Origin of the sequence: Photorhabdus namnaonensis (genome assembly GCF_001684335.1) — a bacterium.
Taxonomy (GTDB): Bacteria; Pseudomonadota; Gammaproteobacteria; order Enterobacterales; family Enterobacteriaceae; genus Photorhabdus; species Photorhabdus namnaonensis.
Genome location: NZ_LOIC01000072.1, coordinates 359,706 through 384,788 on the forward strand (window position 1 = coordinate 359,706; position 25,083 = coordinate 384,788).

Annotated in this window: 20 protein-coding genes; 9 read left to right on the forward strand and 11 right to left on the reverse strand. The window is 40.4% G+C overall.

Features of this window, described 5'->3' with window-relative positions; genetic code table 11:
• Window positions 1-124 precede the first annotated feature (124 nt).
• The 8 genes from ihfB to ansB form a co-directional block, all read right to left on the reverse strand.
• Window positions 125-409 carry an integration host factor subunit beta gene (gene ihfB, locus Phpb_RS14010; protein WP_011145915.1) on the reverse strand — a complete coding sequence of 95 codons (285 nt, stop codon included), beginning with the start codon at window positions 407-409 and terminating at the stop codon, window positions 125-127.
• A 65-nt stretch (window positions 410-474) separates the two neighbouring features.
• Window positions 475-2,148, reverse strand: coding sequence for a 30S ribosomal protein S1 (gene rpsA / locus Phpb_RS14015; protein ID WP_065390862.1), 1,674 nt, complete (start codon window positions 2,146-2,148; stop codon window positions 475-477).
• A gap of 178 nt (window positions 2,149-2,326) precedes the next feature.
• Window positions 2,327-3,010, reverse strand: coding sequence for a (d)CMP kinase (gene cmk, locus Phpb_RS14020; RefSeq protein ID WP_065390863.1), 684 nt, complete (start codon window positions 3,008-3,010; stop codon window positions 2,327-2,329).
• A gap of 179 nt (window positions 3,011-3,189) precedes the next feature.
• The gene (gene aroA / locus Phpb_RS14025; RefSeq protein WP_065390926.1) at window positions 3,190-4,476 is read right to left on the reverse strand and encodes a 3-phosphoshikimate 1-carboxyvinyltransferase; all 1,287 of its coding nucleotides are present in this window, start codon (window positions 4,474-4,476) and stop codon (window positions 3,190-3,192) included.
• A gap of 121 nt (window positions 4,477-4,597) precedes the next feature.
• The gene (gene serC, locus Phpb_RS14030) at window positions 4,598-5,686 is read right to left on the reverse strand and encodes a 3-phosphoserine/phosphohydroxythreonine transaminase (protein WP_065390864.1); all 1,089 of its coding nucleotides are present in this window, start codon (window positions 5,684-5,686) and stop codon (window positions 4,598-4,600) included.
• Between the two features lie 171 nt (window positions 5,687-5,857).
• The gene (locus tag Phpb_RS14035) at window positions 5,858-6,349 is read right to left on the reverse strand and encodes a GNAT family N-acetyltransferase (RefSeq protein WP_205634782.1); all 492 of its coding nucleotides are present in this window, start codon (window positions 6,347-6,349) and stop codon (window positions 5,858-5,860) included.
• An 8-nt stretch (window positions 6,350-6,357) separates the two neighbouring features.
• Entirely contained in the window at window positions 6,358-6,633 is a 276-nt protein-coding gene (locus tag Phpb_RS14040) for a type II toxin-antitoxin system TacA family antitoxin (protein WP_065390866.1), read from the reverse strand.
• Window positions 6,634-6,852: 219 nt separating this feature from the next.
• On the reverse strand, window positions 6,853-7,896 hold the full coding sequence (gene ansB, locus Phpb_RS14045; protein WP_065390867.1) for an L-asparaginase 2: 1,044 nt from the start codon (window positions 7,894-7,896) through the stop codon (window positions 6,853-6,855).
• Window positions 7,897-8,034: 138 nt separating this feature from the next.
• Between ansB and ycaO the strand changes: the two genes are divergently transcribed.
• The 5 genes from ycaO to Phpb_RS14070 all read left to right on the forward strand — a co-directional run bounded on the left by ycaO (window position 8,035) and on the right by Phpb_RS14070 (window position 14,573).
• Window positions 8,035-9,798, forward strand: coding sequence for a 30S ribosomal protein S12 methylthiotransferase accessory factor YcaO (ycaO, locus tag Phpb_RS14050; RefSeq protein ID WP_065390868.1), 1,764 nt, complete (start codon window positions 8,035-8,037; stop codon window positions 9,796-9,798).
• Window positions 9,799-10,119: 321 nt separating this feature from the next.
• Entirely contained in the window at window positions 10,120-10,977 is an 858-nt protein-coding gene (gene focA / locus Phpb_RS14055; RefSeq protein ID WP_065390869.1) for a formate transporter FocA, read from the forward strand.
• Window positions 10,978-11,032: 55 nt separating this feature from the next.
• On the forward strand, window positions 11,033-13,315 hold the full coding sequence (gene pflB, locus Phpb_RS14060) for a formate C-acetyltransferase (protein ID WP_065390870.1): 2,283 nt from the start codon (window positions 11,033-11,035) through the stop codon (window positions 13,313-13,315).
• Between the two features lie 73 nt (window positions 13,316-13,388).
• Window positions 13,389-14,129, forward strand: coding sequence for a pyruvate formate lyase 1-activating protein (gene pflA, locus Phpb_RS14065; protein ID WP_065390871.1), 741 nt, complete (start codon window positions 13,389-13,391; stop codon window positions 14,127-14,129).
• Between the two features lie 141 nt (window positions 14,130-14,270).
• Window positions 14,271-14,573 (forward strand): hypothetical protein, encoded by a 303-nt coding sequence (locus Phpb_RS14070; RefSeq protein WP_065390872.1) that lies wholly within the window; start codon window positions 14,271-14,273, stop codon window positions 14,571-14,573.
• Window positions 14,574-14,875: 302 nt separating this feature from the next.
• Here the strand turns inward: Phpb_RS14070 and Phpb_RS14075 are convergent, their stop codons facing one another.
• On the reverse strand, window positions 14,876-15,913 hold the full coding sequence (locus tag Phpb_RS14075) for an Rpn family recombination-promoting nuclease/putative transposase (RefSeq protein WP_065390873.1): 1,038 nt from the start codon (window positions 15,911-15,913) through the stop codon (window positions 14,876-14,878).
• A gap of 492 nt (window positions 15,914-16,405) precedes the next feature.
• On the opposite strand from Phpb_RS14075, the gene Phpb_RS14080 reads away from it, so the two are divergent.
• Complete coding sequence (locus tag Phpb_RS14080) at window positions 16,406-17,251, forward strand: DUF4225 domain-containing protein (protein ID WP_065390874.1); 846 nt, start codon at window positions 16,406-16,408, stop codon at window positions 17,249-17,251.
• A 346-nt stretch (window positions 17,252-17,597) separates the two neighbouring features.
• On the opposite strand, the gene Phpb_RS14090 is transcribed toward Phpb_RS14080, so the two are convergent.
• Window positions 17,598-18,077 (reverse strand): Hcp family type VI secretion system effector, encoded by a 480-nt coding sequence (locus Phpb_RS14090; protein WP_065390875.1) that lies wholly within the window; start codon window positions 18,075-18,077, stop codon window positions 17,598-17,600.
• Between the two features lie 372 nt (window positions 18,078-18,449).
• Between Phpb_RS14090 and Phpb_RS14095 the strand changes: the two genes are divergently transcribed.
• The 3 genes from Phpb_RS14095 to Phpb_RS14105 all read left to right on the forward strand — a co-directional run bounded on the left by Phpb_RS14095 (window position 18,450) and on the right by Phpb_RS14105 (window position 23,661).
• A complete protein-coding gene (locus tag Phpb_RS14095; RefSeq protein WP_065390876.1) occupies window positions 18,450-19,247 on the forward strand; it encodes a BPSS1780 family membrane protein in 798 nt (265 codons plus the stop codon).
• Between the two features lie 1,589 nt (window positions 19,248-20,836).
• On the forward strand, window positions 20,837-21,631 hold the full coding sequence (locus tag Phpb_RS14100) for a BPSS1780 family membrane protein (protein ID WP_065390877.1): 795 nt from the start codon (window positions 20,837-20,839) through the stop codon (window positions 21,629-21,631).
• Between the two features lie 1,229 nt (window positions 21,632-22,860).
• A complete protein-coding gene (locus tag Phpb_RS14105; RefSeq protein ID WP_065390878.1) occupies window positions 22,861-23,661 on the forward strand; it encodes a BPSS1780 family membrane protein in 801 nt (266 codons plus the stop codon).
• A gap of 117 nt (window positions 23,662-23,778) precedes the next feature.
• Here the strand turns inward: Phpb_RS14105 and serS are convergent, their stop codons facing one another.
• Window positions 23,779-25,068: a serine--tRNA ligase gene (gene serS, locus Phpb_RS14110; protein ID WP_065390879.1), complete on the reverse strand. Its 1,290-nt coding sequence runs from the start codon at window positions 25,066-25,068 to the stop codon at window positions 23,779-23,781.
• Window positions 25,069-25,083: the final 15 nt, after the last annotated feature.

Consider the following 25,083-nt stretch of genomic DNA (forward strand, 5'->3'; position numbering starts at 1 on the left):
CTTTCAAGCTGCCTCTTTGTTGGCTGCGCTCACTCACCCCGGTCACATAGTTACCTATGCTCCCGGGGATTCGCTCCCTTGCCGTCGTGATGCAACTTGGAATCCATAGGGTATATCTTCAAACTTAATCGTAAATATTCACGCGATCACGCAACTCTTTGCCAGGTTTAAAATGGGGAACGTATTTACCTTCCAGTTCCACTTTATCACCGGTTTTAGGGTTACGGCCTACGCGCGGAGCACGGTAGTGAAGAGAAAAACTGCCGAATCCGCGCACTTCTATACGTTCACCATCCGCCAATGTTATTGCCATATGGTCGAGTATTTCTTTCACTGCATCTTCAACGGTTTTGGCCGAAATATGAGATTGCTGGCCAGCAAGTCTTTCAATTAATTCAGACTTGGTCATGAGTACCTCCCTAAACTACCGCACCTGGATAACACTTACGTGTTATCCACCGTTATTCACTTGAATTATTCGCCTTTCGCTGCTTTGAAAGCTTCAGCCATTGCATTGTTTGCAAAGTTTGCGTCTTCTTGTTTGTTCACAGAAGCGATAGCGTCTTTTTCGTCAGCTTCGTCTTTCGCGCGAACAGACAGGTTGATAACGCGGTTTTTGCGATCAACACCAGTATATTTAGCTTCAACTGCATCACCTACGTTCAGAACCAGCGTTGCATCTTCAACACGGTCACGAGAAGCTTCTGATGCACGCAGGTAGCCTTCAACGCCGTCAGCCAATTCTACTGTCGCACCTTTAGCATCAACTGCGGTAACTTTACCAGTGACAATAGCACCTTTCTTGTTCACAGACAGGTAGTTATTGAATGGATCTTCCGCTAGTTGTTTGATGCCCAGAGAGATACGCTCACGCTCCGCATCTACTTGCAGAACAACAGCCGCGATTTCATCGCCTTTTTTGTATTCACGAACTGCTTCTTCTCCAGCAACATTCCAGGAGATGTCAGACAGGTGAACCAGGCCATCAATGCCGCCATCCAGACCAATGAAGATACCGAAGTCAGTAATAGACTTGATCTTACCTTCAACACGGTCATTTTTGTTGTGAGTTTCAGCAAACAGCTGCCACGGGTTAGCTTTACACTGTTTCAGACCCAGGGAGATACGACGACGTTCTTCGTCGATATCTAGAACCATAACTTCCACAACGTCACCAACGTTAACCACTTTGGATGGGTGGATGTTTTTGTTGGTCCAGTCCATTTCTGAAACGTGTACCAGACCTTCAACGCCTTCTTCGATTTCTACGAAGCAGCCGTAATCAGTCAGGTTAGTTACGCGGCCAGTCAGTTTAGTGCTTTCTGGATAACGCTTAGCGATTGCTACCCAAGGATCTTCGCCCAGTTGTTTCAGGCCCAAAGATACGCGGGTACGCTCACGGTCAAATTTCAGTACTTTAACTGCGATTTCATCGCCCACATTGACGATTTCACTTGGATGCTTAACGCGTTTCCAAGCCATATCAGTAATGTGCAGCAAGCCATCAACGCCGCCCAAATCAACAAATGCGCCGTAGTCAGTGAGGTTCTTAACGATACCTTTAACTTCCATACCTTCTTGCAGGTTTTCCAACAGTTGGTCACGTTCCGCACTGTTTTCAGATTCGATAACAGCACGACGAGAAACCACGACATTGTTGCGTTTCTGATCCAGTTTGATGACTTTAAACTCAAGCTCTTTACCTTCCAGGTGAGTTGTATCACGAACTGGACGAACATCAACCAGAGAACCAGGCAGGAATGCACGGATACCGTTCAGTTCAACAGTAAAGCCGCCTTTCACTTTGCCGTTGATGATGCCGGTAACAGTTTCTGCATCTTCGTAAGCTTTTTCCAGCATCAGCCACGCTTCATGGCGTTTTGCTTTCTCACGAGACAGAACAGTTTCACCGAAACCATCTTCAACAGCGTCTAGAGCAACATCAATTTCATCACCAACCTGGATTTCCAGCTCACCCTGAACATTTTTAAACTGTTCTACAGGAATAGCGGATTCTGATTTCAGACCTGCATCAACCAATACAACGTCTTTATCAATAGCAACAACGATGCCGCGAACGATAGCACCTGGACGAGTTTCAATAGATTGCAGGGATTCTTCAAAGAGTTGAGCAAAAGATTCTGTCATGTTAATGATCTTCAAGATTTTAATTTAACGTCCATTTAGCTTCCCGCCGAATGGGGTTGTTTTACATGCCCCGCTACGATTCCTGTAACAGGGTTTTTAGTTTGCGGAAAAATTCTCTACCCGCGTACCCAATTTTTAGTACATCGTCACCAATTATAAGCTAAAAACTTAAAATCGTTCAGGTAATTGAAAGAATTTTTTTCGCATAATTTAGCGCCCGGTCGATAACTTCCTCGATAGACATACTGGTTGAATCCAATATTAATGCATCTTCAGCCGGCGCTAATGGTGCAACTGCCCGGTTACGGTCACGGTAATCACGTTCCTGTATCTCGGACAAAAGACATTCAAAGTTAACACTAAAGCCTTTTTCCTGCAACTGTAGCATACGTCTGCGTGCGCGTTCTTCTGCGCTGGCATCAAGGAATATTTTCACTGGGGCATCAGAAAACACCACGGTTCCCATATCACGGCCATCAGCAATCAAGCCCGGTGCGACCCGAAAAGCACGCTGACGCCGCAACAAGGCTTCACGAACTCGTGGGAAAGCAGCCGCCTGCGAGGCAGTATTACCGACCATTTCGGTGCGGATCTCATTACTAACATCCTCGCCCTCAAGCATTACACTGAGCTTCCCCTTGCCAGGGACAAAACGTACATCAAGATTAGCAGCCAGAGGAACTAACGCATCTTCAGACTGGATATCCACCTGATGATGAATTGCGGCTAGCGCCAACACTCGATAAATAGCGCCTGAATCAAGCAGTTGCCAGCCTAAAGCCTCTGCCAATGCCTGGCATAACGTTCCTTTACCTGCACCGCTTGGCCCATCAACAGTTATTACTGGGGCTATCGCCACCATTATTGTTCTCCTTTAGCATGGCAAGTTCACACTTCACCAGATGCTGAATATTTACTCAATAAAATAATCAATATCTGCCGTTTATTATATGCACTCATAGAGTGAACGAAATAAGCGCATGCCATGTAGATAGATTTTGCTCAAAGAAATACGCTTTATTGAATCATAATAATCGATAATTATGACTTTCGCTGGCTTAATCTCTCCAATTGATCGAAATAATCGGGAAAAGTCTTTGCTGTACAACCTGGATCGAGAATGGTAACCGACGTATCGGACAGCGCCACCAACGAGAAACACATCGCCATTCTGTGATCATTATAGGTGCCAATTTCAGCAGGTAATAATATTGGCGGCGGTGTGATGCGAATGTAATCAACCCCCTCTTCCACCTCTGCACCGACTTTACGTAATTCAGTTGCCATCGCATGGAGCCGATCCGTCTCTTTTACCCGCCAGTTGTATATATTGCGAATGACGGTCTCCCCTGCCGCAAACAACGCCGTGGTTGCAATGGTCATAGCAGCATCAGGGATCTCATTCATATCCATATCAATGCCAGTAAGGGTGCCACGTTCACATTCAACAAAATCATCGCCCCAACGAATTTTCGCCCCCATTTTCTCCAGCACATTGGCAAATTTGGTATCCCCTTGCAGGCTATGTTTACCAATTCCGGTCACCCGCACAGTGCCACCTTTAATTGCTGCTGCCGCCAGAAAATAGGAAGCAGAAGAAGCATCACCTTCAACCAAATAGTGACCAGGAGAAACGTATTGCTGTCGGCCTTTAATATGGAAAATCTGATATTGCTCGTGATTTACACTAATACCAAAACTTTTCATTAATGCCAGAGTGATATCAATATAAGGTTTGGAAACCAATTCCCCTTGAATATAAATCTCAGAATCATTTTCTGCCAGTGGCGCAGCCATCAGCAATGCGGTCAGAAATTGGCTGGAAACACGACCATCTACCGTTACTTTGCCGCCGATAAAACCGCTTTTGATATGTAACGGTGGATAATTTTCCTGCTCCAGATAATCAATTTCCGCCCCCCCTTGACGCAACGCATCCACCAGGTGACCAATCGGGCGCTCTTTCATTCGGGGTTCACCAGTAAGAACAACGTCATTTTTGCCCAGGCACAACGCGGCGGTTAGGGGACGCATTGCCGTGCCGGCGTTACCCAGAAACAGTTCTACAGGCCCTTTATGGGTAATTAACCCACCAATACCATCAACTTCACAACAAGTACGATCATCAGATAAACGATAACTGACACCCAACGCAGCCAAAGCATTGAGCATATGGCGAATATCATCACTGTCCAACAAGTTAGTTAAGCAGGTAGTGCCTTTGGCAAAAGCCGCCAGTAATAGCGCACGGTTAGAAACACTTTTCGACCCTGGCAGGTTAATAGTTCCACTAATGGAGGAAATAGGTTGTAACATCAGGGATTGCATAAATAACAGGCTCTCCGATTCTCGATTACATTTAATTATAAGTGAGTCATTTTTACGTTCGAGGAAATATTTTTTACCTTGAATAGACCGGGAACCGTTGTTCCCGGTAATGGTTGGCAAATTAGCCGTTACGACGCTCAAAATCAGCCATAAAATCAACTAAAGCCTGAACCCCTTCTATCGGCATCGCATTATAAATAGAAGCACGCATACCGCCGGCAATCCGATGTCCTTTCAGTGCCTGCAACCCTTGAGCATCAGCCTCTGCCAGAAATTGGCTATCCAGTGAAGCATCAGTCATCTGGAACGGCACATTCATCAGGGAACGATTTTCAGGAGCAACCTGGTTGCGATAAAAATCACTGTTATCAATCGCGCTATAAAGCAGTTCAGCCTTAGCCTGATTACGCTTCGCCATCTCTTGTACCCCGCCTTGCTCTTTCAGCCATTTGAAGACCAATCCCGAGAGATACCAGGCAAACGTCGGCGGTGTGTTGAACATGGAGTCATTCTCCGCCAAAACAGCATAGTCAAAAATAGACGGGGTTTCTTTGCGGGCTTTGCCTAATAAATCTTCACGCACAATAACCAATGTGAGACCCGCAGGACCAATATTCTTCTGCGCTCCCGCATAAATCATACCGTAACGACCCACATCCAATGGTCGGGAAAGAATAGAAGAAGAGTAGTCGGCAATAATCACTTTATTATCATCAAAATCTGGCTGTTCATGAATGGCGATACCATCAATGGTTTCATTCGGGCAATAATGAACATAAGCCGCATCATCGCTTAATGACCATTCACGCATTGGTTTAACGCTTTTCAAGCCATTAATTTCGGTTTTGATATTAATCACATTCGGCGCACAGTATTTTTTGGCTTCTTTAACTGCACATGCAGCCCAATAACCGCCATCAATATAATCGGCTTTAACATTATCACCCAACAAGTTCATCGGAATAGCAGCAAATTGACCGCGGGCGCCACCATGACAGAACAATACTTTATAGTTTTCAGGCACTGATAATAGATCTCGCAAATCGTTTTCAGCCTCCTTTGCTACCGCGATAAACTCCTTACCACGGTGACTTATCTCCATAATTGAAGTCCCAATACCATTCCAGTTGCATAGCTCCTGTTCAGCTCTACGCAATACTTCAACCGGTAACATAGCGGGACCTGAACTGAAATTATATACCTGATTCATTTACCTCACCTTATTCTGACGAAATAACAATGATTGATAGCAATAAATAATCTGATATACCGGTTGTACCATTCCCATTTCATTGCTGCAATGGTTATTCAAACGTTGAACAAAACTATCGCAAAAATAGCCAATAAACTTGTTCATTCAGCGCTATTACAGGTGAACCACTTATTTTTTACCTTTTTTATCTACAGCTATGAGAGGAAGGAATAATGTGAATGGCGAATCGGGTAAAGCAATAAATCCATGATGTCGGTAAAATCGCACTGCATTATCATCTTTTGCATCAACAAGCAGCGCATAAGACGCAATTTCGGCACGAATGGTCCTCTCAATAGCATCAGCTAGCAATGCTCCACCGAGTCCCTGACTTCTAAATGCCTGATCAACGGCCAACCTCCCCATCCGTACTGCCGGCACTGTTGGGTATCGTGGCAATTTCTTAATAGTAGCCGTAGGGAGGTTGGTCAACTGGATACCGGCAGCAGCCAGAGTATAATATCCCGCGACCCGGTGATCATGAAGCGCAACAAAACAAGCTGCTACGCGGCGTCTAACATCCTGACCAACCTGTCTCTGAAAGTAACCATCTAGAAATTCTGAACCACTGTAGAACGAATCACGATCATGTTCTTCGTTGAGTTGCATAACATCAAACATCGTGGAGATCATTCTGATCGTAACAAAGAGCGGCGCCGTGCGAATGCACGTTCAAGCGCTGGAGTAGGTTCCGGTGGATTCAGCAATGCCTGCGCAAAACATTGCTGATCGGCCAGAGACAAACGAAGTACTTCTGACTGCTCAATTGCGCGCTGCGCGGCATCTTGTGCAGCAGACACAACAAAATCAGTCATAGTACGTCCTTGAATTTCAGCGGCCCGTTTAATCAGGGCATGTAGATCAGGATTCATTCGCGCCTCAAAACGCGCGGTGGAAGTAGCCATAATAGACCTCGACTAAAATTATCCGGCAAATTTCCGTACAAATAATATTTTAGCTACTTTTTGAGCAGAATGCTACCTTCAACTACTAGTTCTAATCAGTGCAGTCCCTTGCTTAATACAAACCAGATTACATTTAACATCCCTCACTCCAAATACTACAGGGCATAGAGCGCGGAACTCCGTCACCTGCTCACCCTATTGTTATCTCTGAATCACGAATCAATATTTCACAAACATCTCGTGAATTTTCACCGGATCACGTGTTTCAGTCAGCGCTAATTGTAATAGTACTCTGGCCTTTTGCGGATTCAGACGTTCAGCAGCGACAAAGCCATGCTTGCTATCATCCACTTCCGCATCCTGAGTAACATATCCGACCGGTACACGGCTTGCTCTGACAACCACAACTCCATCTTTAGCCGCTTGGGCCAAGGTATCGAAAATCGCCTTGTACATATTACCGTTGCCCACACCGGCGCTGACAATGCCTTGGTAACCATCTTTCAGCAGAGCTTTCGCCGGCAGATCAGACGCATTGGCGTAGTTATAAACAATGCCTACTTTCGGCAATTTATCGAGTTTACTGACATCAAAAATAGCCTGACTGGCTCTCGGTTTAGCGTCTGCGTAATAATTGACTTTGCCATTATGAACGAAGCCCTCAGCACCCGCATTAATTGGCTGGAATGCCTGAACTTCGGTGGTGCTCATTTTCACCACAGCGCGCCCACTGATAACCGCATCATTCATTGCCATCAACACACCACGTTTGGCTGATGCTTGATCACTGGCAACCACCACAGCGTTATACAGATTTAACGGGCCATCGGCGCCAAGCGCCGTAGATGGGCGCATCGCGCCAACCATGACTATCGGCTTCTGGCAGTGGGTAGTTAGATCGAGGAAGTAAGCGGTTTCTTCCATCGTGTCAGTACCGTGGGTGATAACAAAACCATCGGTTTTGTCACAATCAGCGTTGATTCTTTTCGCTAGCGTCAACCACACCTGATCATTCATATCCTGCGAACCAATACTAACTACCTGCTCACCTTTTAGGTTGGCGATATTTTTGATCTCAGGAACAGCATTGACTAATTCATCAATAGCAACTCTTCCAGCAACATAATTGGATTGGATTGTAGACTTACCGCCACCCGCAATCGTCCCTCCTGTCGCCAAAAGTGTAATATTTGGTAAAGCAAAAGCAGAACCACTAATTAATGCCAATAAACTGGCTAAAACTGTGTGTTTCATCTTTTTCATGCTTCTTCCTTAATAAAAAATATCCTGCTAGATTATGGATGATGATAACAATAAATCTGTGATACATACCAGACTTTAGCTACTGAAAAAAAACTCGTATGATGAGCGCCCCATAACAAGCACTCATAAGTGAATACCATGACGCAAACCTTTATTCCCGGCAAAGACGCCGCACTGGAAGACTCAATCAACCGTTTTCAACAAAAACTGCAACACCTTGGTTTTAATATTGAAGAAGCTTCATGGCTGAATCCGGTTCCCAATGTCTGGTCAGTTCATATCCGTGACCGCGATTGTCCTCTCTGTTTTACCAATGGCAAAGGCGCCAGCAAGAAAGCCGCTCTAGCATCTGCTTTAGGGGAGTATTTTGAACGCCTGTCAACCAACTATTTTTTTGCTGATTTCTATTTAGGAGAGGCTATCGCTAACGGTGATTTTGTCCATTATCCCAATGAAAAATGGTTTGCTTTACCGGACGATGATTCCTTACCAGAAGGCATTCTGGATGACCGGTTACGTAAATTTTATGATCCTGAGAATGACTTATGCGCAAGTCAGTTAGTTGATTTGCAATCAGATAATGAAGAGCGTGGTATCTGCTCACTGCCGTTTACTCGTCAATCTGATCATCATACCGTCTATATTCCGATGAATATTATTGGCAATCTTTATGTTTCCAATGGTATGTCAGCCGGCAATACTATGAATGAAGCCAGAGTTCAGGGACTATCTGAAGTTTTTGAACGCTATGTGAAAAATCGTATTATCGCCGAAGGCATCAGCCTGCCAGAAATTCCTCAGGAAGTAATGAATCTTTATCCTGGTGTTGTCGCTGCTGTCAACAAATTACAGGATGAAGGTTTCCCGCTCTATTGCTATGACGCCTCCCTCGGTGGGCAGTTCCCGGTTATTTGTGTAGTGCTGTTTAATCCTAATAACGGAACCTGTTTCGCCTCTTTTGGCGCGCACCCTGAATTTGGTGTGGCACTGGAACGTACTGTGACCGAATTATTACAAGGCCGCAGTTTAAAAGATTTGGATGTATTCAATGCGCCCACTTTCGATAATGAAGAAGTGGCAGAACATACCAATCTGGAGACTCACTTTATCGATTCAAGCGGTTTAATCAGTTGGGACTTGTTTAAACAAGATGCTGATTACGCGTTCACTGACTGGAATTTCAGCGGCACGACAGAAGAAGAGTTCACCACTTTGATGGAAATTTTCAAACAATTGGATGCCGAAGTTTATATTGCTGACTATGAGCATCTCGGTGTTTATGCCTGCCGCATTCTGGTTCCGGGGATGTCTGATATTTATCCTGTAGAAGATTTACATCTTGCTAATAATACGATGGGAACCCATCTTCGGGAAACTTTATTAGCATTACCGGATAGCCAATGGCCAGCCGAAGAATATCTGGCACTGATTGAACAATTAGATGAAGAAGGTTTGGACGATTTTACCCGTGTCCGTGAATTGCTTGGTATTGCGGTGGGTAAAGATAATGGCTGGAGCAATTTACGTGTCGGTGAATTGAAATCCATGTTGGCACTGGCTGGCGGTGATTTGGAACAGGCTTTAATTTGGATAGAGTGGACCCAAGATTTTAACGCCTCAGTCTTTACCTCCGAACGCGCTAATTATTATCGCTGTTTGCAAACATTGCTCTTACTTGCTCTGGAAGAGAATAAAGAGCCGACACAATATTATCAAGCATTCGTAAAAATGTACGGGCAAGATGCTGTCGAAGCAGCATCAGCAGCTATTTCTGGTGAACACTGTTTTTATGGCCTGTGGTCAGTTGATTCAGATTTAAAATCACTGCCCGCTCATCAGGCTTTATTAGCTGCTTATGAGAAACTGCAAAAAGCAAAACGCGATTTCTGGAACGAAAAATAGAATTGTAGAAAAGACAATTCATAATTAAAAGTAAAATTCAGGTTAAATTAAATTTATTCTCAACAACAAATAAACAACAATTTAGCCTGTAATTTTACTTATCAAACTTCCTACCAACAGATTAAATAAAAAAAATATAATAATTTTTAAAGTTTTTTTAATTTCATTAAAATCAATCAATTAACTAGAATTTTAACCATTTTTATTTCCCAAAACCGAGTCTACTCTCAGGGGATTATGATCTATATCAAGTTTCCCCCTTAAAGCCTTTGTTACTATCGTTACGTACCGTAACTTATTAATGATAAAGAGAATGTTGGTATGAAAGCTGACACCCCCTTTAACCTATTACCACCTGCGGTAATGACACAAATCGCCAATGACATTGGTATTTATAAAACGACTAAATCTGTCGCCATTACTTATCTGTCAGCAATAACTGCCGGGGTTTTTATTTCCATTGCATTTGTCTTTTATATTACCGCGACTACAGGAACCGTATCTGTCCCTTATGGACTGGCTAAATTAGTTGGCGGTATCTGTTTCTCCCTTGGATTAATGTTAGTTGTCGTGTGTGGCGCAGATTTATTTACTTCCACTGTGCTAACGATTATTGCCAAAGCAACTAGACGTATAACCTGGTATCAAATGATTAAAAACTGGATTAACGTTTATCTCGGTAATTTAATTGGCGCGTTATTTTTTGTCGCCATTATCTGGTTTGCCGGTCAATATCGTATTGCCGACGGATTGTGGGGCTTAAATGTCTTGCAAACAGCAAATTATAAAATGCATCATTCTTTTATTGAATCGCTATTTTTAGGCATTCTCGCCAATTTAATGGTTTGTCTCGCTGTTTGGATGAGTTATGCCGGACGTAGTTTAATGGACAAAATATTTGCCATGATTTTGCCAGTAAGCATGTTTGTTGCCAGCGGCTTTGAGCACAGTATTGCGAATATGTTTTTAATCCCGCTTGGTATTATTATTAAGTATTTCGCACCAACTGAATTCTGGATTAATGTGGGTGCGACACCTGAACAGTTTCCTCAACTCACCATTTCACACTTTATTACTGACAATTTAATTCCAGTTACTATTGGCAATATTATCGGCGGCGCCGTTTTGGTAGGTTTAACTTACTGGTCAATTTATCTGCGTAGTGGGCAAAAACATTAATTCGCTCCCTTATTTAGTTTCTCAAAAGTTCGATTATTATAAAGGTAGAAGTATCATGACTGAATTAAATAAAAAATTCTCTGTCGCATGGCAAGGTTTTAATCAGGGGGATTGGCAGAATGAAGTCAACATTCGTGACTTCATTCAAAGAAACTATACGCCATACGAGGGTGATGAATCTTTCCTGACAGGTTCGACAAAGGCGACCGATATCTTATGGGAAAAAGTCATGGAAGGTATCAAAATCGAAAACCGCACTTACGCACCGGTTGATTTTGATACTGATGTTGCTGCTACTATTACCTCCCACGATGCAGGTTACATCGAAAAAGATCTGGAAACTATTGTTGGCCTGCAAACGGAAACCCCATTAAAACGTGCGCTGATCCCATTTGGCGGCATCAAAATGGTGGAAGGCTCATGTAAAGTTTATGGTCGGGAACTCGATCCTAAATTGAAGCAGATTTTCACTGAATACCGCAAAACGCATAATCAGGGTGTTTTTGATGTTTACACGCCAGATATTCTGAAATGCCGAAAATCCGGGGTTCTGACCGGTTTACCTGATGCCTATGGCCGCGGTCGCATTATTGGGGATTACCGTCGCGTTGCGGTATACGGCATCGATTTCTTACGTGATGATAAATTAGCTCAGTTCAATTCATTGCAGGAAAAACTGGAAAACGGTGAAGATCTGGCAATGACGGTTCAATTGCGTGAAGAAATTACTGAACAGCACCGCGCTCTGGGCCAGATTAAAGAGATGGCGGCTAAATACGGCTATGATATTTCTAGCCCCGCCACTGACGCTAAGGAAGCGATACAGTGGACCTATTTCGCTTATTTGGCGGCGGTTAAATCTCAAAATGGCGCCGCGATGTCTTTTGGTCGCGTATCCAGTTTCCTGGATATTTACATCGAACGGGATCTGCAAGCAGGTAAGTTGACAGAAGTTGAAGCACAGGAATTGATCGACCATCTGGTGATGAAACTACGTATGGTGCGTTTCCTGCGTACCCCTGAATATGACGAACTGTTCTCCGGCGACCCAATCTGGGCAACAGAATCGTTGGCAGGTATGGGATTGGATGGCCGCACACTGGTGACTAAAAACAGCTTCCGTTTCCTGAATACCCTATACACGATGGGTCCATCCCCAGAACCCAACATGACCATCCTGTGGTCCGAAAAACTGCCAATAAATTTCAAAAAATTCGCGGCAAAAGTGTCTATCGACACCTCATCTTTACAGTATGAGAACGATGATCTGATGCGCCCCAACTTCAACAATGATGATTACGCTATTGCTTGTTGTGTCAGCCCGATGATTGTGGGTAAACAGATGCAATTCTTCGGCGCCCGCGCGAATCTGGCGAAAACCATGCTGTACGCTATTAACGGCGGTGTGGATGAAAAACTGAAAATGCAGGTTGGCCCGAAAGAAGAACCTATGAAAGATGCGGTGCTGGATTACGATAAAGTGATGGCCCGCATGGACCACTTTATGGATTGGCTGGCAAAACAGTATGTTACCGCATTAAACATCATTCACTATATGCATGATAAATATAGCTATGAAGCCGCACTGATGGCGCTGCACGACCGAGATGTTTACCGTACTATGGCCTGTGGCATTGCCGGTTTGTCCGTCGCCGCAGACTCGTTGTCTGCCATCAAATACGCCAAAGTGACACCGATCCGTGACGAAGATGGTTTAGCGGTTGACTTCAAGATTGAAGGTGAATATCCACAATTTGGTAACAATGACTCACGCGTCGATGATATTGCTTGTGATCTGGTTGAACGTTTCATGAAAAAAATCCAGAAACTGAATACTTATCGCAACGCGGTACCGACACAATCCGTTCTGACCATCACTTCTAACGTAGTATATGGTAAAAAAACCGGCAACACCCCTGACGGGCGTCGTGCCGGCGCGCCATTTGGACCTGGTGCCAATCCAATGCATGGTCGCGATCAAAAAGGCGCCGTCGCCTCTTTAACCTCTGTGGCTAAACTGCCCTTCGCCTATGCGAAAGACGGTATCTCTTACACCTTCTCTATCGTACCGAATGCGTTAGGAAAAGATGATGAAACACGCAAAACTAATTTGGCAGGTTTACTGGATGGTTATTTCCACCATGAAGCTGAAATTGAAGGTGGTCAACATCTGAACGTCAACGTGATGAACCGTGACATGCTGCTCGATGCGATGGAAGACCCGGAGAAATACCCTCAACTCACCATCCGGGTATCGGGTTATGCCGTGCGCTTCAACTCATTGACTAAAGAGCAACAACAAGATGTGATCACCCGTACCTTCACCCAATCTATGTAATAATTTATTAACAAAGGCCCTGAATTCTGGGGCCTCTATTCGCTTATCCTGCCAGTTTTGGAGCAAACCTGTTATGTCGGTACTTGGTCGTATCCACTCTTTCGAATCCTGTGGCACTGTTGATGGCCCCGGTATTCGGTTTATTGTCTTCTTTCAGGGCTGCCTGATGCGCTGCCTCTATTGCCATAACCGCGACACATGGGATACCCACGGCGGCAAAGACGTGACTGTTGAAGAGTTGATAAAAGAAGCGACAACCTATCGTCACTTTATGAACGCTTCCGGTGGAGGTGTTACTGCATCGGGTGGCGAAGCAGTTCTTCAAGCTGAATTTGCACGTGACTGGTTCCGAGCCTGTCGTGCCGAAGGTATTCATACTTGTCTTGATACTAATGGATTTGTCCGCCGCTATGGTCCGGTTATTGATGAATTGATGGATGCAACCGATCTCGTTATGCTCGATTTGAAGCAACTTAATGATGAAATCCATCAGAAATTAGTCGGTGTTTCAAATCATCGCACCTTGGAATTTGCCCGTTATTTGGCTAAACGTAACCAAAAAACCTGGATCCGTTACGTCGTGGTTCCAGGTTGGTCCGATGATAATGAATCTGTTCATAGGCTAGGTGAATTTACCCAAGATATGAAAAATATTGAAAAAATCGAGCTTCTGCCTTATCACGAACTCGGTAAACATAAATGGATTACTATGGGCGAGAAATATCAATTAGAAGGAGTGAAACCACCTGCAAAAGAGACAATAGAGAGAGTTAAAAATATTTTGGAAAGTTATGGTCATAAAGTTATGTATTAACTAGATTATTTAATTTCCATCTCTGAAATGACGTTTAAAAACAGAAGGAAAAACCGTCTTAAATATCGAACCCTAGCTTGCCAGGATCAAACAGTATGCACAAGTGGATTATAGTATTTTGGATGAAAGGGTTTATTAAAAATGGACTTCAAATTAAGCAAAGATCGTAATAGAAGCAGTGAATATTATTCAACAATGAGTGGTCTTGCAGCTAGGTTGGTAAATGAGTCAGCATTATCTTCAGCAAAATTTATTAAAGATAATATTTTAAGAATGAAATTTCAGAATGAAGTCAAATCATTCACTCATCACCAAATTGAAATTATTAATAGCTCATCATCCGACTCATTAAAACAGCAAGAGGTCGCCTCAGAAGATAAAGCTAATCACCCCATTTTTTCATTCCAGAAACGGCATTTTAAAGTTGCAATAACACCTTCATAATATCAATGGCTTTTAATCATTGCATTATGTGGCAAGTTCCCCAGTATCAGAATTTGTAAATTTTGATACCTTACAACAAATTGAGGTTTCGACGAAACAGAACGAGTCATGTTTCCACAAACAACTCACCTAATCGCGTTCCCCATGCTCTTAGAGTGTCATGTCGCCCCTATGAAGTTGTTTCAGTCTGATTTCAGCTTCGCCAGGCAAATGTAAAAGTCCCCTGTATAGCCATCATCCTGAATAAGAACAAAAATGCCGATCTTGAATATCGGCATTTTTCTGTGAAAGAGAAAATTAATTTAATGCTTTAACGCTTCAATTTTATCCCGGCTCAGTCCGGTACTGGTGACAATAATGTCCAGACTGACGCCATGCCGTAATAAGGCACAAGCCGTTTCCAGTTTACCTTCCTCCCTACCTTCAACTCGGCCTTCAACTCGACCTTCAGCTCTGCCCTCAACTCGACCTTCAGCTCTGCCCTCAACTCGACCCTCAGCTCGACCTTCCTTTCTACCTTCAGCTCGACCTTCTGTTCGACCTTCTGTTCGACCTTCTATTCGGCCTTGCTCGCGCCCTTTTTGTTCAAGCTGTTCTGCAATAGTCATCAACATCGTTTCATGCTCCGGAGATTGTTCAATCAGTTGATGGACAAATTGGGAGAGATCCGGCGTATGTCCATTCAGTAAAATATAGCGTAACACCACATTGCGCTGCTCGGTTGTATTATAACCCGCATTCAAGAGTTCCACCAATTGGAGAAGCCATTCCTGCATATCCCGGCAGCGAATATGTTTTTGCACCAGCTCCAGCAGGGCAACCCCTTTATGCGTCAGGATCTCTTCATCGCTGAGTACACTGACGTCCACCAACGGAAACGCCTGGCAGTATAAGCGGGCAGCCTGTTCGGGTAGCGTAAAACAATCCAGCCACCAGTTTGTGTAAGGATACGGCCGAACCTCCCCATGATAAAACAGCAGCGGCGCCACCAAAGGGAGTTCAGTATGACCTTTTTTCAGGTGAGCCTCCATAGCTGACATGGCATAATACATCAGCCGCCAGGCCATCAACGGGTCAGGGGTGGACTGATGTTCAATCAGACAATAGATATAGCCCTGTCCCCGAACCGTTTCAACCGAGTAGAGCACATCACTGTGCAGTTGACGTAAATGCCGGTCCACAAAACTGCCGGGTTCCAGTTTCAATGTGGCTAAATCACACAACGACTGGATCTCTTCGGGCAGATAAAGGGATAAAAATTCTCTGGCCGTTTCGGGCCGCGTTAAAAAATGTTTAAATAATGCATCATGATGAGGCCGTTGTTTTTCTTTCTTTACCACAATCGTTTCTCTGTCTTATCAGTTAGTCATCGCCACTTATTATCAAAGCTATAATCTCGCTGGAAAACCCGCAACCAAGTTACCAAAAACATCTTGCCATATTTTCTCAGGCAGGTCTTTACCGAGTGCATTAATATAAGAGCCTAAAGAATCAAATATCAGAAAAGAAAAAACGAGGAAACATTATATTCACAACAACGCTAATAATAATAAGCTTATCAAACATCGAAAAAAATCAAAGCATTAATTTATAGAAAAATAATTACATCATACTTTTCTTAAATGCAAAAATACATCCAGAAAATAAATAAAGAAATTAGTATTTTCATTGAAGAAAATTTATAATGAATTTTTCTAATAATCCTACGTCCTAAAACACGCTAAAAAAGTATCCTTACAAGTAAAAATAAACCTTGACTTATAATTTCAACTGTATACTTTTAGTACATAACGCTATGTTAAACTAAATTTCAAAGAAACAGGTTACTCATTATGGATGCTTTAGATGAATTTTACGAAAGAAATCCTTCGGCTAGAGGATACTTGGATAACAGTACCAATGAAGAAAGAAAACTCCTAAAAATTCAAATGGATAAACAAAATGAGTTGATGATGCTTATGAACCGAGTTGCCGATAAATATGTAAAATGGAGTCTGGCCAAAGACCATTTTATCGGTGAAGTCATGGCTTATTGCCAAGAAAACACATCAAAGATAAATACCGGGGAGATCTCAATCTCTGAAGCAATAGCTTTATTAGACGAAGAAATCCGATCATTAGAAGAGCAAGATTCAATGCTTTCTCAAAAGAGTGTAAGGCAAGCCATTGTTGTAAAGAAAAAGATAAACAGTGAAAATGCTAAAAGTAGGAATAATGAGACAGTTAATTTGATTGTCTCATGGATTGGATTTGTATCTGGCAGTATACAACTCATTGGTGGATTTCTTGCTATTGATAGCGGTGTTGGAGCAGCACTTGGAGCACCATTGATGGCTCATGGCTTCAATAATATTGTTGAAAGTGGTTATTATATCCTTTATCGCGAAAGCTATACTGGGCCAGTTAAATTCATCTATGAAGGGGTTGGAGAAAAAGTTTTTGGAATGGATAAGCGCAATGCTGATGTGGTATATACATCGGTTGATGTTGGTATGTCTATTAATGGTTTTTTTGGTTATAAGCTTGAACCAGACAATCAAAGATTATATCGGTATATAAATGCTGATCTGCTTATTGGCTTAAAACGACGAGGTATAGAAACGATGAATTACAAAGAGATAGCTTTAGAGATTTTCGGTGACGCAAATACCATTTTTGGGCAATATAGATCATATTGAAGGAAGATATAGAATGATAGACTATTTATATATTATTTTTTCTTTACTTGCACTCTATCCATTATATTGTGCTTTTAAGAAACTTTTAATTCCCTATGATGTTTACATTAACCTTTTAGCTATATTACTTATGATGGCGTCTAATATTTTTCATCTAAATGTTGCCTATACTGGTCAAATTCCATTTCTTAGTGTATCCACATCAGATAATGATTTTATGCTATACACTTCTTTTATACTATCTTTCTTGTGTACCATTACATTTATGATCGCATGCGGCAAACATTATAGGAAAAACAAATGGTAATTTTGCCGGTAAAATAGTGTTATTTTACCGGAAAATAAATTAATAAACGCGATCATCCCAAATACTATAAGCACTTGTCCCTGCTATATGATGAGTCCATGTGATACTCTTATAACGTAAAGATATCGTTTCCTGCGGCTGTGCGCCAGCATGTGTTATCGAATGGGGGTGATAAACAGCTAAATCAACTATCGTCGCCTCAATTACCTTTATAGTGTAATACAATTCCTGAATCCCGAATTGACTCGCTCTGTAAATATCAAAGATACCGTCCAATATTTCATTTTCTGACATCGCTATTCCCAAAAGCGGTGACGATTTATCAACAGGCTTTTTAAATGTTATCGGATGGTGCCTGGCATACTGATCCCAAGTTAAAGAGTGATTAAGGTTATATATGAATATCTGATCTTTACGATCTAACTGACCTTTATTTCCTATTGAATCTATCGATGAACAACCTGCCGATATCAATCCCTGCTTACGGCCCTTTAAGGTTAAATAGATTAAATCTGACATATGTGCTCCTTCTTAACGTTAAAATGCCAACTACTAACTATTAGTAGAGATTTCCATTCTACAGAAAAAAACACCCGATGGAATTAAAATTATTCCGATCATATGGGTTAGAAGTTAATTAAATTCAGCCATCAGTTAACATTGAAACACTTTGTTACAATTATTATCAATTTGATACAACTAAAAACAATTAGCAACAATTTGTAGGAAATTATTTATATTTTCTGGTCGTCACTTATATTTAACACTTGTTGAATAATGGAATTAATATAATATGTTTACCTAATCTCTCAATCTGACTGCATCTTCCGAGGTGCAGCCAAAAAAGCGATTTAAAATATTATGAATCAACAAACTTAATTGGAAAATTATATGGACAATAAAAATCTAAACTCAAACTCCAATGTTATGCCTGACGACAGTCAGGAAATATTTATTCCTGATGGTCAGTCCCTCAATAGCACAGAAGGTGTGAAATGGATTGGTCAAGCATGGCAACTCGCCAAGGATAAATGGGGCATGTGGATACTACTCTATATTATCTATTCTATATGTATAGCTGGTTTCGTGCTTATACCTTTTATTGGAATATTTGCAGGGCTTTTGAACCCAGTATTTATCGGCGGTATAATTGCTGTGTGCGAAAAACAGAGAACTACCGGAGAATTCGAACTGGGGCTGTTATTCAACGGATTCCAGAAAAACTTTGCGTCACTGCTCGGCGTTGGCGCTTTAACGCTTGGTATCATACTCCTCGGTGTTATCGCACTGTTTATTGGCGGTGGTAGTGCCGTACTTCATATCCTATTAGCCGTTCAGCATGGTGAAATCTCAGCCGAAATGCTTGAAAATGGCCTATCTTCATTACTTCTTAGTCTCTTTATTCTGATGGTTTTCTTAATTGTGAATGCCGCATTGACTTGGTTTGCGCCAGCACTAATTGTCATCCATAATCTGAAATTTGATGCTGCCATATCAATGAGTTTAGCCGCAGTGAGAAAGAATCTATTACCCGGTTTATTATTCTTTATCACCTCCGCGATCATCTTCATAATCTCGATAATGACTTTTGGTTTAGGTTTTCTCATCTCTATACCAATACTTTTAGTTAGTTATTACTCCTCTTATCGCAGCATTTTTATCGGTAAGGAGAAATCATCAACATTTTAATCGGCTAAAAGATATTTAGGTTGGCAAGCCTCGCTATTTAAAACGAGGTTTGTTTTTTTATGATGGGAAAACTCCTGCCATTTTTCCCTCTTAACCCCGTTTGATTGCCATTATAGGTTGAATTTTTACCTCAAAGCATCAACCATTTAAGGATCATTTAAAACGAGTAAAAAAATCCAAAGTTATACTCATATTGGAAGAAAAAACATCAGGAAAAACAAGGTTTAAATTGATTAATAAAGTGGCAAAATGATAAATCCCGCATTAAGTAAACTTGCTTAAACAAAAGATTTTACATAGTCGTAATACGCTTTCGAAAAATCAGATAAATCATTAAAATGGGCCAGAAAACCCTTAGATTAACCAGATTAACCGCAAAAAATAAAAAATTTTGACAATATTAAAAACTATTAAAGAAATGGGCCTTGATTTTAATATCATTAATGCCAGATTTTAAAAAAGTACAGGCGCTAAAAACAGCCTATTCCCCGTCGTGTTTAATGCATTTATCGACGATTTTATCCCCCCGATCATTTTACATTTATTTAAACTGCCATAACCATTTAAAAGCACGAACACAGAGAGATTAAGGTTTTTATGTGGCAGGAATATTTAACTATAGTGCAATTTTTTATAAAGGTAGTTAATTACACTTAATCTAAATCTATTAACCATTAATAAAGAACTGAAAAGAAATCAGCATACAAAGGAATATTACCCAAATAGATTGATATTAAGGTGTTTTCTCGCCACTATTTTATGCAGAAAACCATAAAAATAACCTAATAAAAAACGGATAAAACGGTTAATGTGTCTGGATTTAAGCCCTGAAAAAGAAAGGGATTATTCGAGAAAACATAAAGGTATATTTTTATATCATCATGCTATTTACTGGTTGATTTATCAAGATAAGGTAAAGGTAAAGGTAAAACAGAACCAGTAAAGATAAAAAAAGTATGATTAATGTTGGTTAAACGTAAAACATGATGTTTAATAGTGATTAAATTTAATAAAAAGCGGATGTTAAAAGTGGTAAAAAATGGTTAAAACCTTATGCCAATTAAAATCTAAGATTAAAACAACGGTTTTTAATAACAGCGTAAAACCTTCCCTTGATAAAGCTTATCAGTGAAAATAAAAACTGATTTATTAATGCTTATACAACCCAGAAAATAAGGATGTGAATAGGTTAATTAAACAATCTGTTTTTCCAAAAGAAACGATTTTGATAGCGCTTTCAACCACAAGAGTAAATTTTTTCATAACTAGTTAAATAATCGATAATGAAAAACCGGCATTGAAAATATAGATATTAATTAAGTTCTATAAAATAACATTCAATATATTACAGAGATAGCTTAGTTATTTAAGTAATAATAAAACCATTTTATCAAGTTAAAAAACAAACAGCGAAATATTGCTTATAAATCTACCACTTTATTGGATAATTACTCCTATTTAGTACTTGTTGGTTAATAAAATTAATATAATATAATTACCAGCTTTTTACGTCCGACCGTGACTTTCAAAGTACAGACAGAAAAAGCAATTGAATAAATTACAAATCAATAATTAAATTGGAATAATACATGGATAATAAGAACCTAAATTTTAATTCCAACACTATATCCAACAATCAGGAGGTATTTATTCCTGATGGTCAGTCCCTCAGTAGCACAGAAGGTGTGAAATGGATTGGTCAATCATGGTGGCTCGTCAGAAATAAGTTAAGTATATGGATACTACTCGGTATTATTTATTGCATCATTACAATAGCTATCCAATTTATTCCTTTCCTTGGGATACTTTATGGAATTTTTAGTTCAGTATTTCTTGGCGGTATTATTACCATGTGTGAAAAACAAAGAACGACTGGGCAATTCAAACTAGGATTGTTATTCAGCGGATTTCAGAAAAACTTTGCATCACTGCTTGGCGTTGGTGCTTTATCGTTTGGCATTATGTTCCTTAGCATTATCACAATGCTTATTATCGGCGGTAGTACAATGGATCAGATATTGTTAGATAGCCAAGATGGTGAGATCCCTGTTGATATATCCGAAAATGATCTCTCTTCATTATACCTTGGTGCTTTTGTTCTGATTATTTTTAACATCTTTGCTACTGCTTTAACCTGGTTTGCACCAGCATTAATCGTTATTCATAATTTGAAATTTGGTGCTGCCGTGTCAATGAGCCTGGAAGCTGTGGAAAAAAACCTACTGCCCGGTTTATTATTCTTCATCACCTTGACAGTCATTTTCATAATCTCGGTAATGACTTTGGGTTTAGGTTTTCTAATCTCTATACCGGTATTTATTGTTAGCTATTATTCCTCCTACCGCAGCATTTTTATCAATACGAATAAATCATCCACATTTTAATTATCTAAAAAACACATCTACTATTTGCTGAAAGTAATCACTTTATTTTCAGCAAATCATAACGAAGACAAAAAAGCGCTATTTAACCTTGAAATCATTGAGAAACCCTACTATTTCAAACAAAGTTTGTTTTTTTATGATGAGAAAACTCCTGCCATTTTCCCGATTAAACCTGATTTATTTACACTTTCACCCCAGAACATAAAGCAAATGCTTTTTAGCACTCTTTTCACAAAAAACAGGTAAAAGCGTTAACCATGAAAGGTAAAAAACAGTGATTAAGGATTTTTTAAAATGGATAAAAAATCCGATGCTATACTGATATTAGAAGAGAAAACATCAGGAAAAACGGGATTTAAATTGATTAACAAAGTGGTAAAACGTCAGATAATTACGTTAATAAAACTTGTTTAAACAGAGGATTTTGCACGGTTATAAGAAGTTTTTTAAAAACCATGACCTTAATGCATTTATCAGCGATTTTTACATTTAACTAACCTACCATGATCATTTAAAAGCACAAATATAAAGGGGTTAAAACTTTTATACAAAAAACGGATTTAATTAAATATACGTATCCTGTTACTCATAGCATTATTATGTGGCGTTTATTATGCAATAACCGCGATATCTTAAATACTCAACATTAAACTTAATACAAAGCAGGTATCAAGCGTGGTAAAAACAACCGTTAAAACCTTATACCGATTAAAATCAGAAGTTAAAACAATGGTTTTTAATAACAGGTTTAAAATCAGTCTATAATAAAGCTATCGGTGAAAAATGAAAAACAAAAATTGAATTTATTAATGCTTATATCCCATGAAGAAGGATCATCAGGATGTAAATAGGTTAACCATTCCCAAAACAACCAACTTTAATGATGTTTTCAACCACAAGAGCAAATTTTTTTATAAACCAGTTAAATAATCTATGATGGAAAATCGGCATTGAAATATAAATATTAATTAATTTCCATGATAGAAACCGCAATATATTACATAGATAGCTTAGTTATTTAGGTAAGTATAAAACCACTTGAACAAGTTAAAACACATTGCTTGTAAATTCACCACACCCATTAGGTAATTACTCCTATTTAGTACTTGTTGATTAATAAATTTAATATATTATACTTGCCAGCTTTTTACGGCTGACTGTAACTTTGAAAACTCAGACAGAAAAAGCGATTTAATAAATTACAAGTTAATAATGAAATTGGAAAATACATGGATAATCAGAGCCTAAATTTTAATTCCAACACTATACCCAACAATCAAGAGGTATTTATCCCTGGTGGTCAATCCCTCAGTAGCACAGAAGGTATGGAATGGATTAGTCAAGCATGGAGTCTCGTCAAACGTAAATTGGGTATGTGGATACTACTTAGTATCATTTATTTCATTATCATATCTGGTTTACAGCTTATTCCTTTCCTTGGGATATTTGCAGGGATTTTAGGTTCAGTACTGGCCGGAGGCATTATTGCTCTGTGTGAAAAACAGAGAACTACCGGAGAATTTGAATTCGGGCTGTTATTCAGCGGATTTCAGAAAAACTTTGCGTCACTACTTGGCGTTGGTGCTTTATCGTTTGGTATTATGATCCTTGGTATCATAGCAATGTTTATTACCGGCGGTAGTGCAGTGATTAATATCTTCTTAGCTAGTCAATATGGTGAAATTCCTATTGACATATTCCTGGGTGATTTGTCCCCATTATTTCTTAGTTTCTTTATTCTGTTCATCTTCAGCATTATTGCTGCTGCTTTAACCTGGTTTGCACCAGCGTTAATTGTTCTTCATAATTTGAAATTTGGTGCTGCCGTATCAATGAGCCTGGAGGTAGTGAAGAAGAATTTATTGCCCGGTTTATTATTCTTTAGTATCTTTGGGTTAATGATGGTACTTTCTATAGTGACTTTAGGCTTGGGCCTTTTAGTCTCTATACCCATATATTTCGCCAGTTATTATTCCTCTTACCGTAGCATTTTTATCGGTAAAGAGAAATCATCGACTTTAGTTAATTAAAAGATAAAGATACATCTATTATTTACTGAATCCAGTAATTTTATTTTCAGTAAATTTATAATTAATTAAATAGACAGCAAAAAGCGCCAAATCTGGCGCTTTTCATTAATATAATAATTAACCAATATATTCCAAACCACCCATATATGGACGCAATACTTCGGGAATTTCAATGCGACCATCGGCTTGCTGATAGTTTTCCATAATGGCAACCAGAGTACGGCCAACTGCCAAACCAGAGCCATTCAGGGTATGAAGTAATTGAGTTTTCTTATCCTCTTTACCGCGGAAACGTGCTTGCATACGACGCGCCTGGAAATCCCACATGTTAGAGCAGGAGGAGATTTCGCGATATGTGTTCTGAGCCGGTAACCATACTTCCAAATCATAAGTTTTACATGCGCTAAAACCCATATCACCAGTACACAATAAGACTTTACGATAGGGCAGATTCAGTAATTGCAGTACTTTCTCTGCGTGACCTGTCAACGATTCCAGTGCATTCATTGATTCATCAGGATGAACAATCTGAACCAGTTCAACTTTATCAAACTGGTGCATCCGGATCAGACCACGGGTGTCACGACCATAAGACCCCGCTTCTGAACGAAAACAAGGAGTATGAGCAGTCATTTTCAGCGGCAGTTCACTTTCATCCAGAATGTCACCACGAACCAAGTTGGTTATCGGAACTTCAGCGGTCGGAATCAACGCATAATAACTTTCCGCCTCTTCTTCCAACGGTTTGGTATGGAAAAGGTCTTCACCAAATTTCGGCAATTGGCCCGTACCATATAAGGTTTCATGGTTAACCAGATAGGGAACATAAGTTTCCAAATAGCCATGCTGTTCTGTGTGGAGGTTTAGCATAAATTGCGCTAAAGCCCGATGCAAACGAGCAATTTGCCCTTTCATCACCACAAAACGCGAACCCGTTAATTTAACCGCGGCGGCAAAGTCCAGACCATTGGTCAATTCACCTAATGAAACATGATCTTGAATTTCAAAATCATATTTACGTGGCTCACCCCAACGGCTCACTTCCAAATTATCGTTCTCATCTTTACCTACCGGTACAGAGTCATCTGGAATGTTAGGGATACTTAAGGCCACATCGCGGATTTCAGCTTGAAGTTTTTCCAGTTCGGATTTCGCTGTATCCAACTTTTCACCTAACTGGTTCACTTCCTGACGCAGTGGATCAATATCTTCACCACGGGCTTTTGCCGCACCAATAGCTTTCGATCGGGAATTACGTTCTGCTTGCAGGGTTTCAGTTTCAACTTGTAAAACTTTACGGCGCTCTTCTTGTTTGCGCAGCGTATCCACGTCAAGGGTATATCCCCTGCGAGCCAGTTTTTCGGCGACTGCGCCTAGCTCATTACGCAGTATGTTTGGATCGAGCATGCTAGTCCTGTGCTT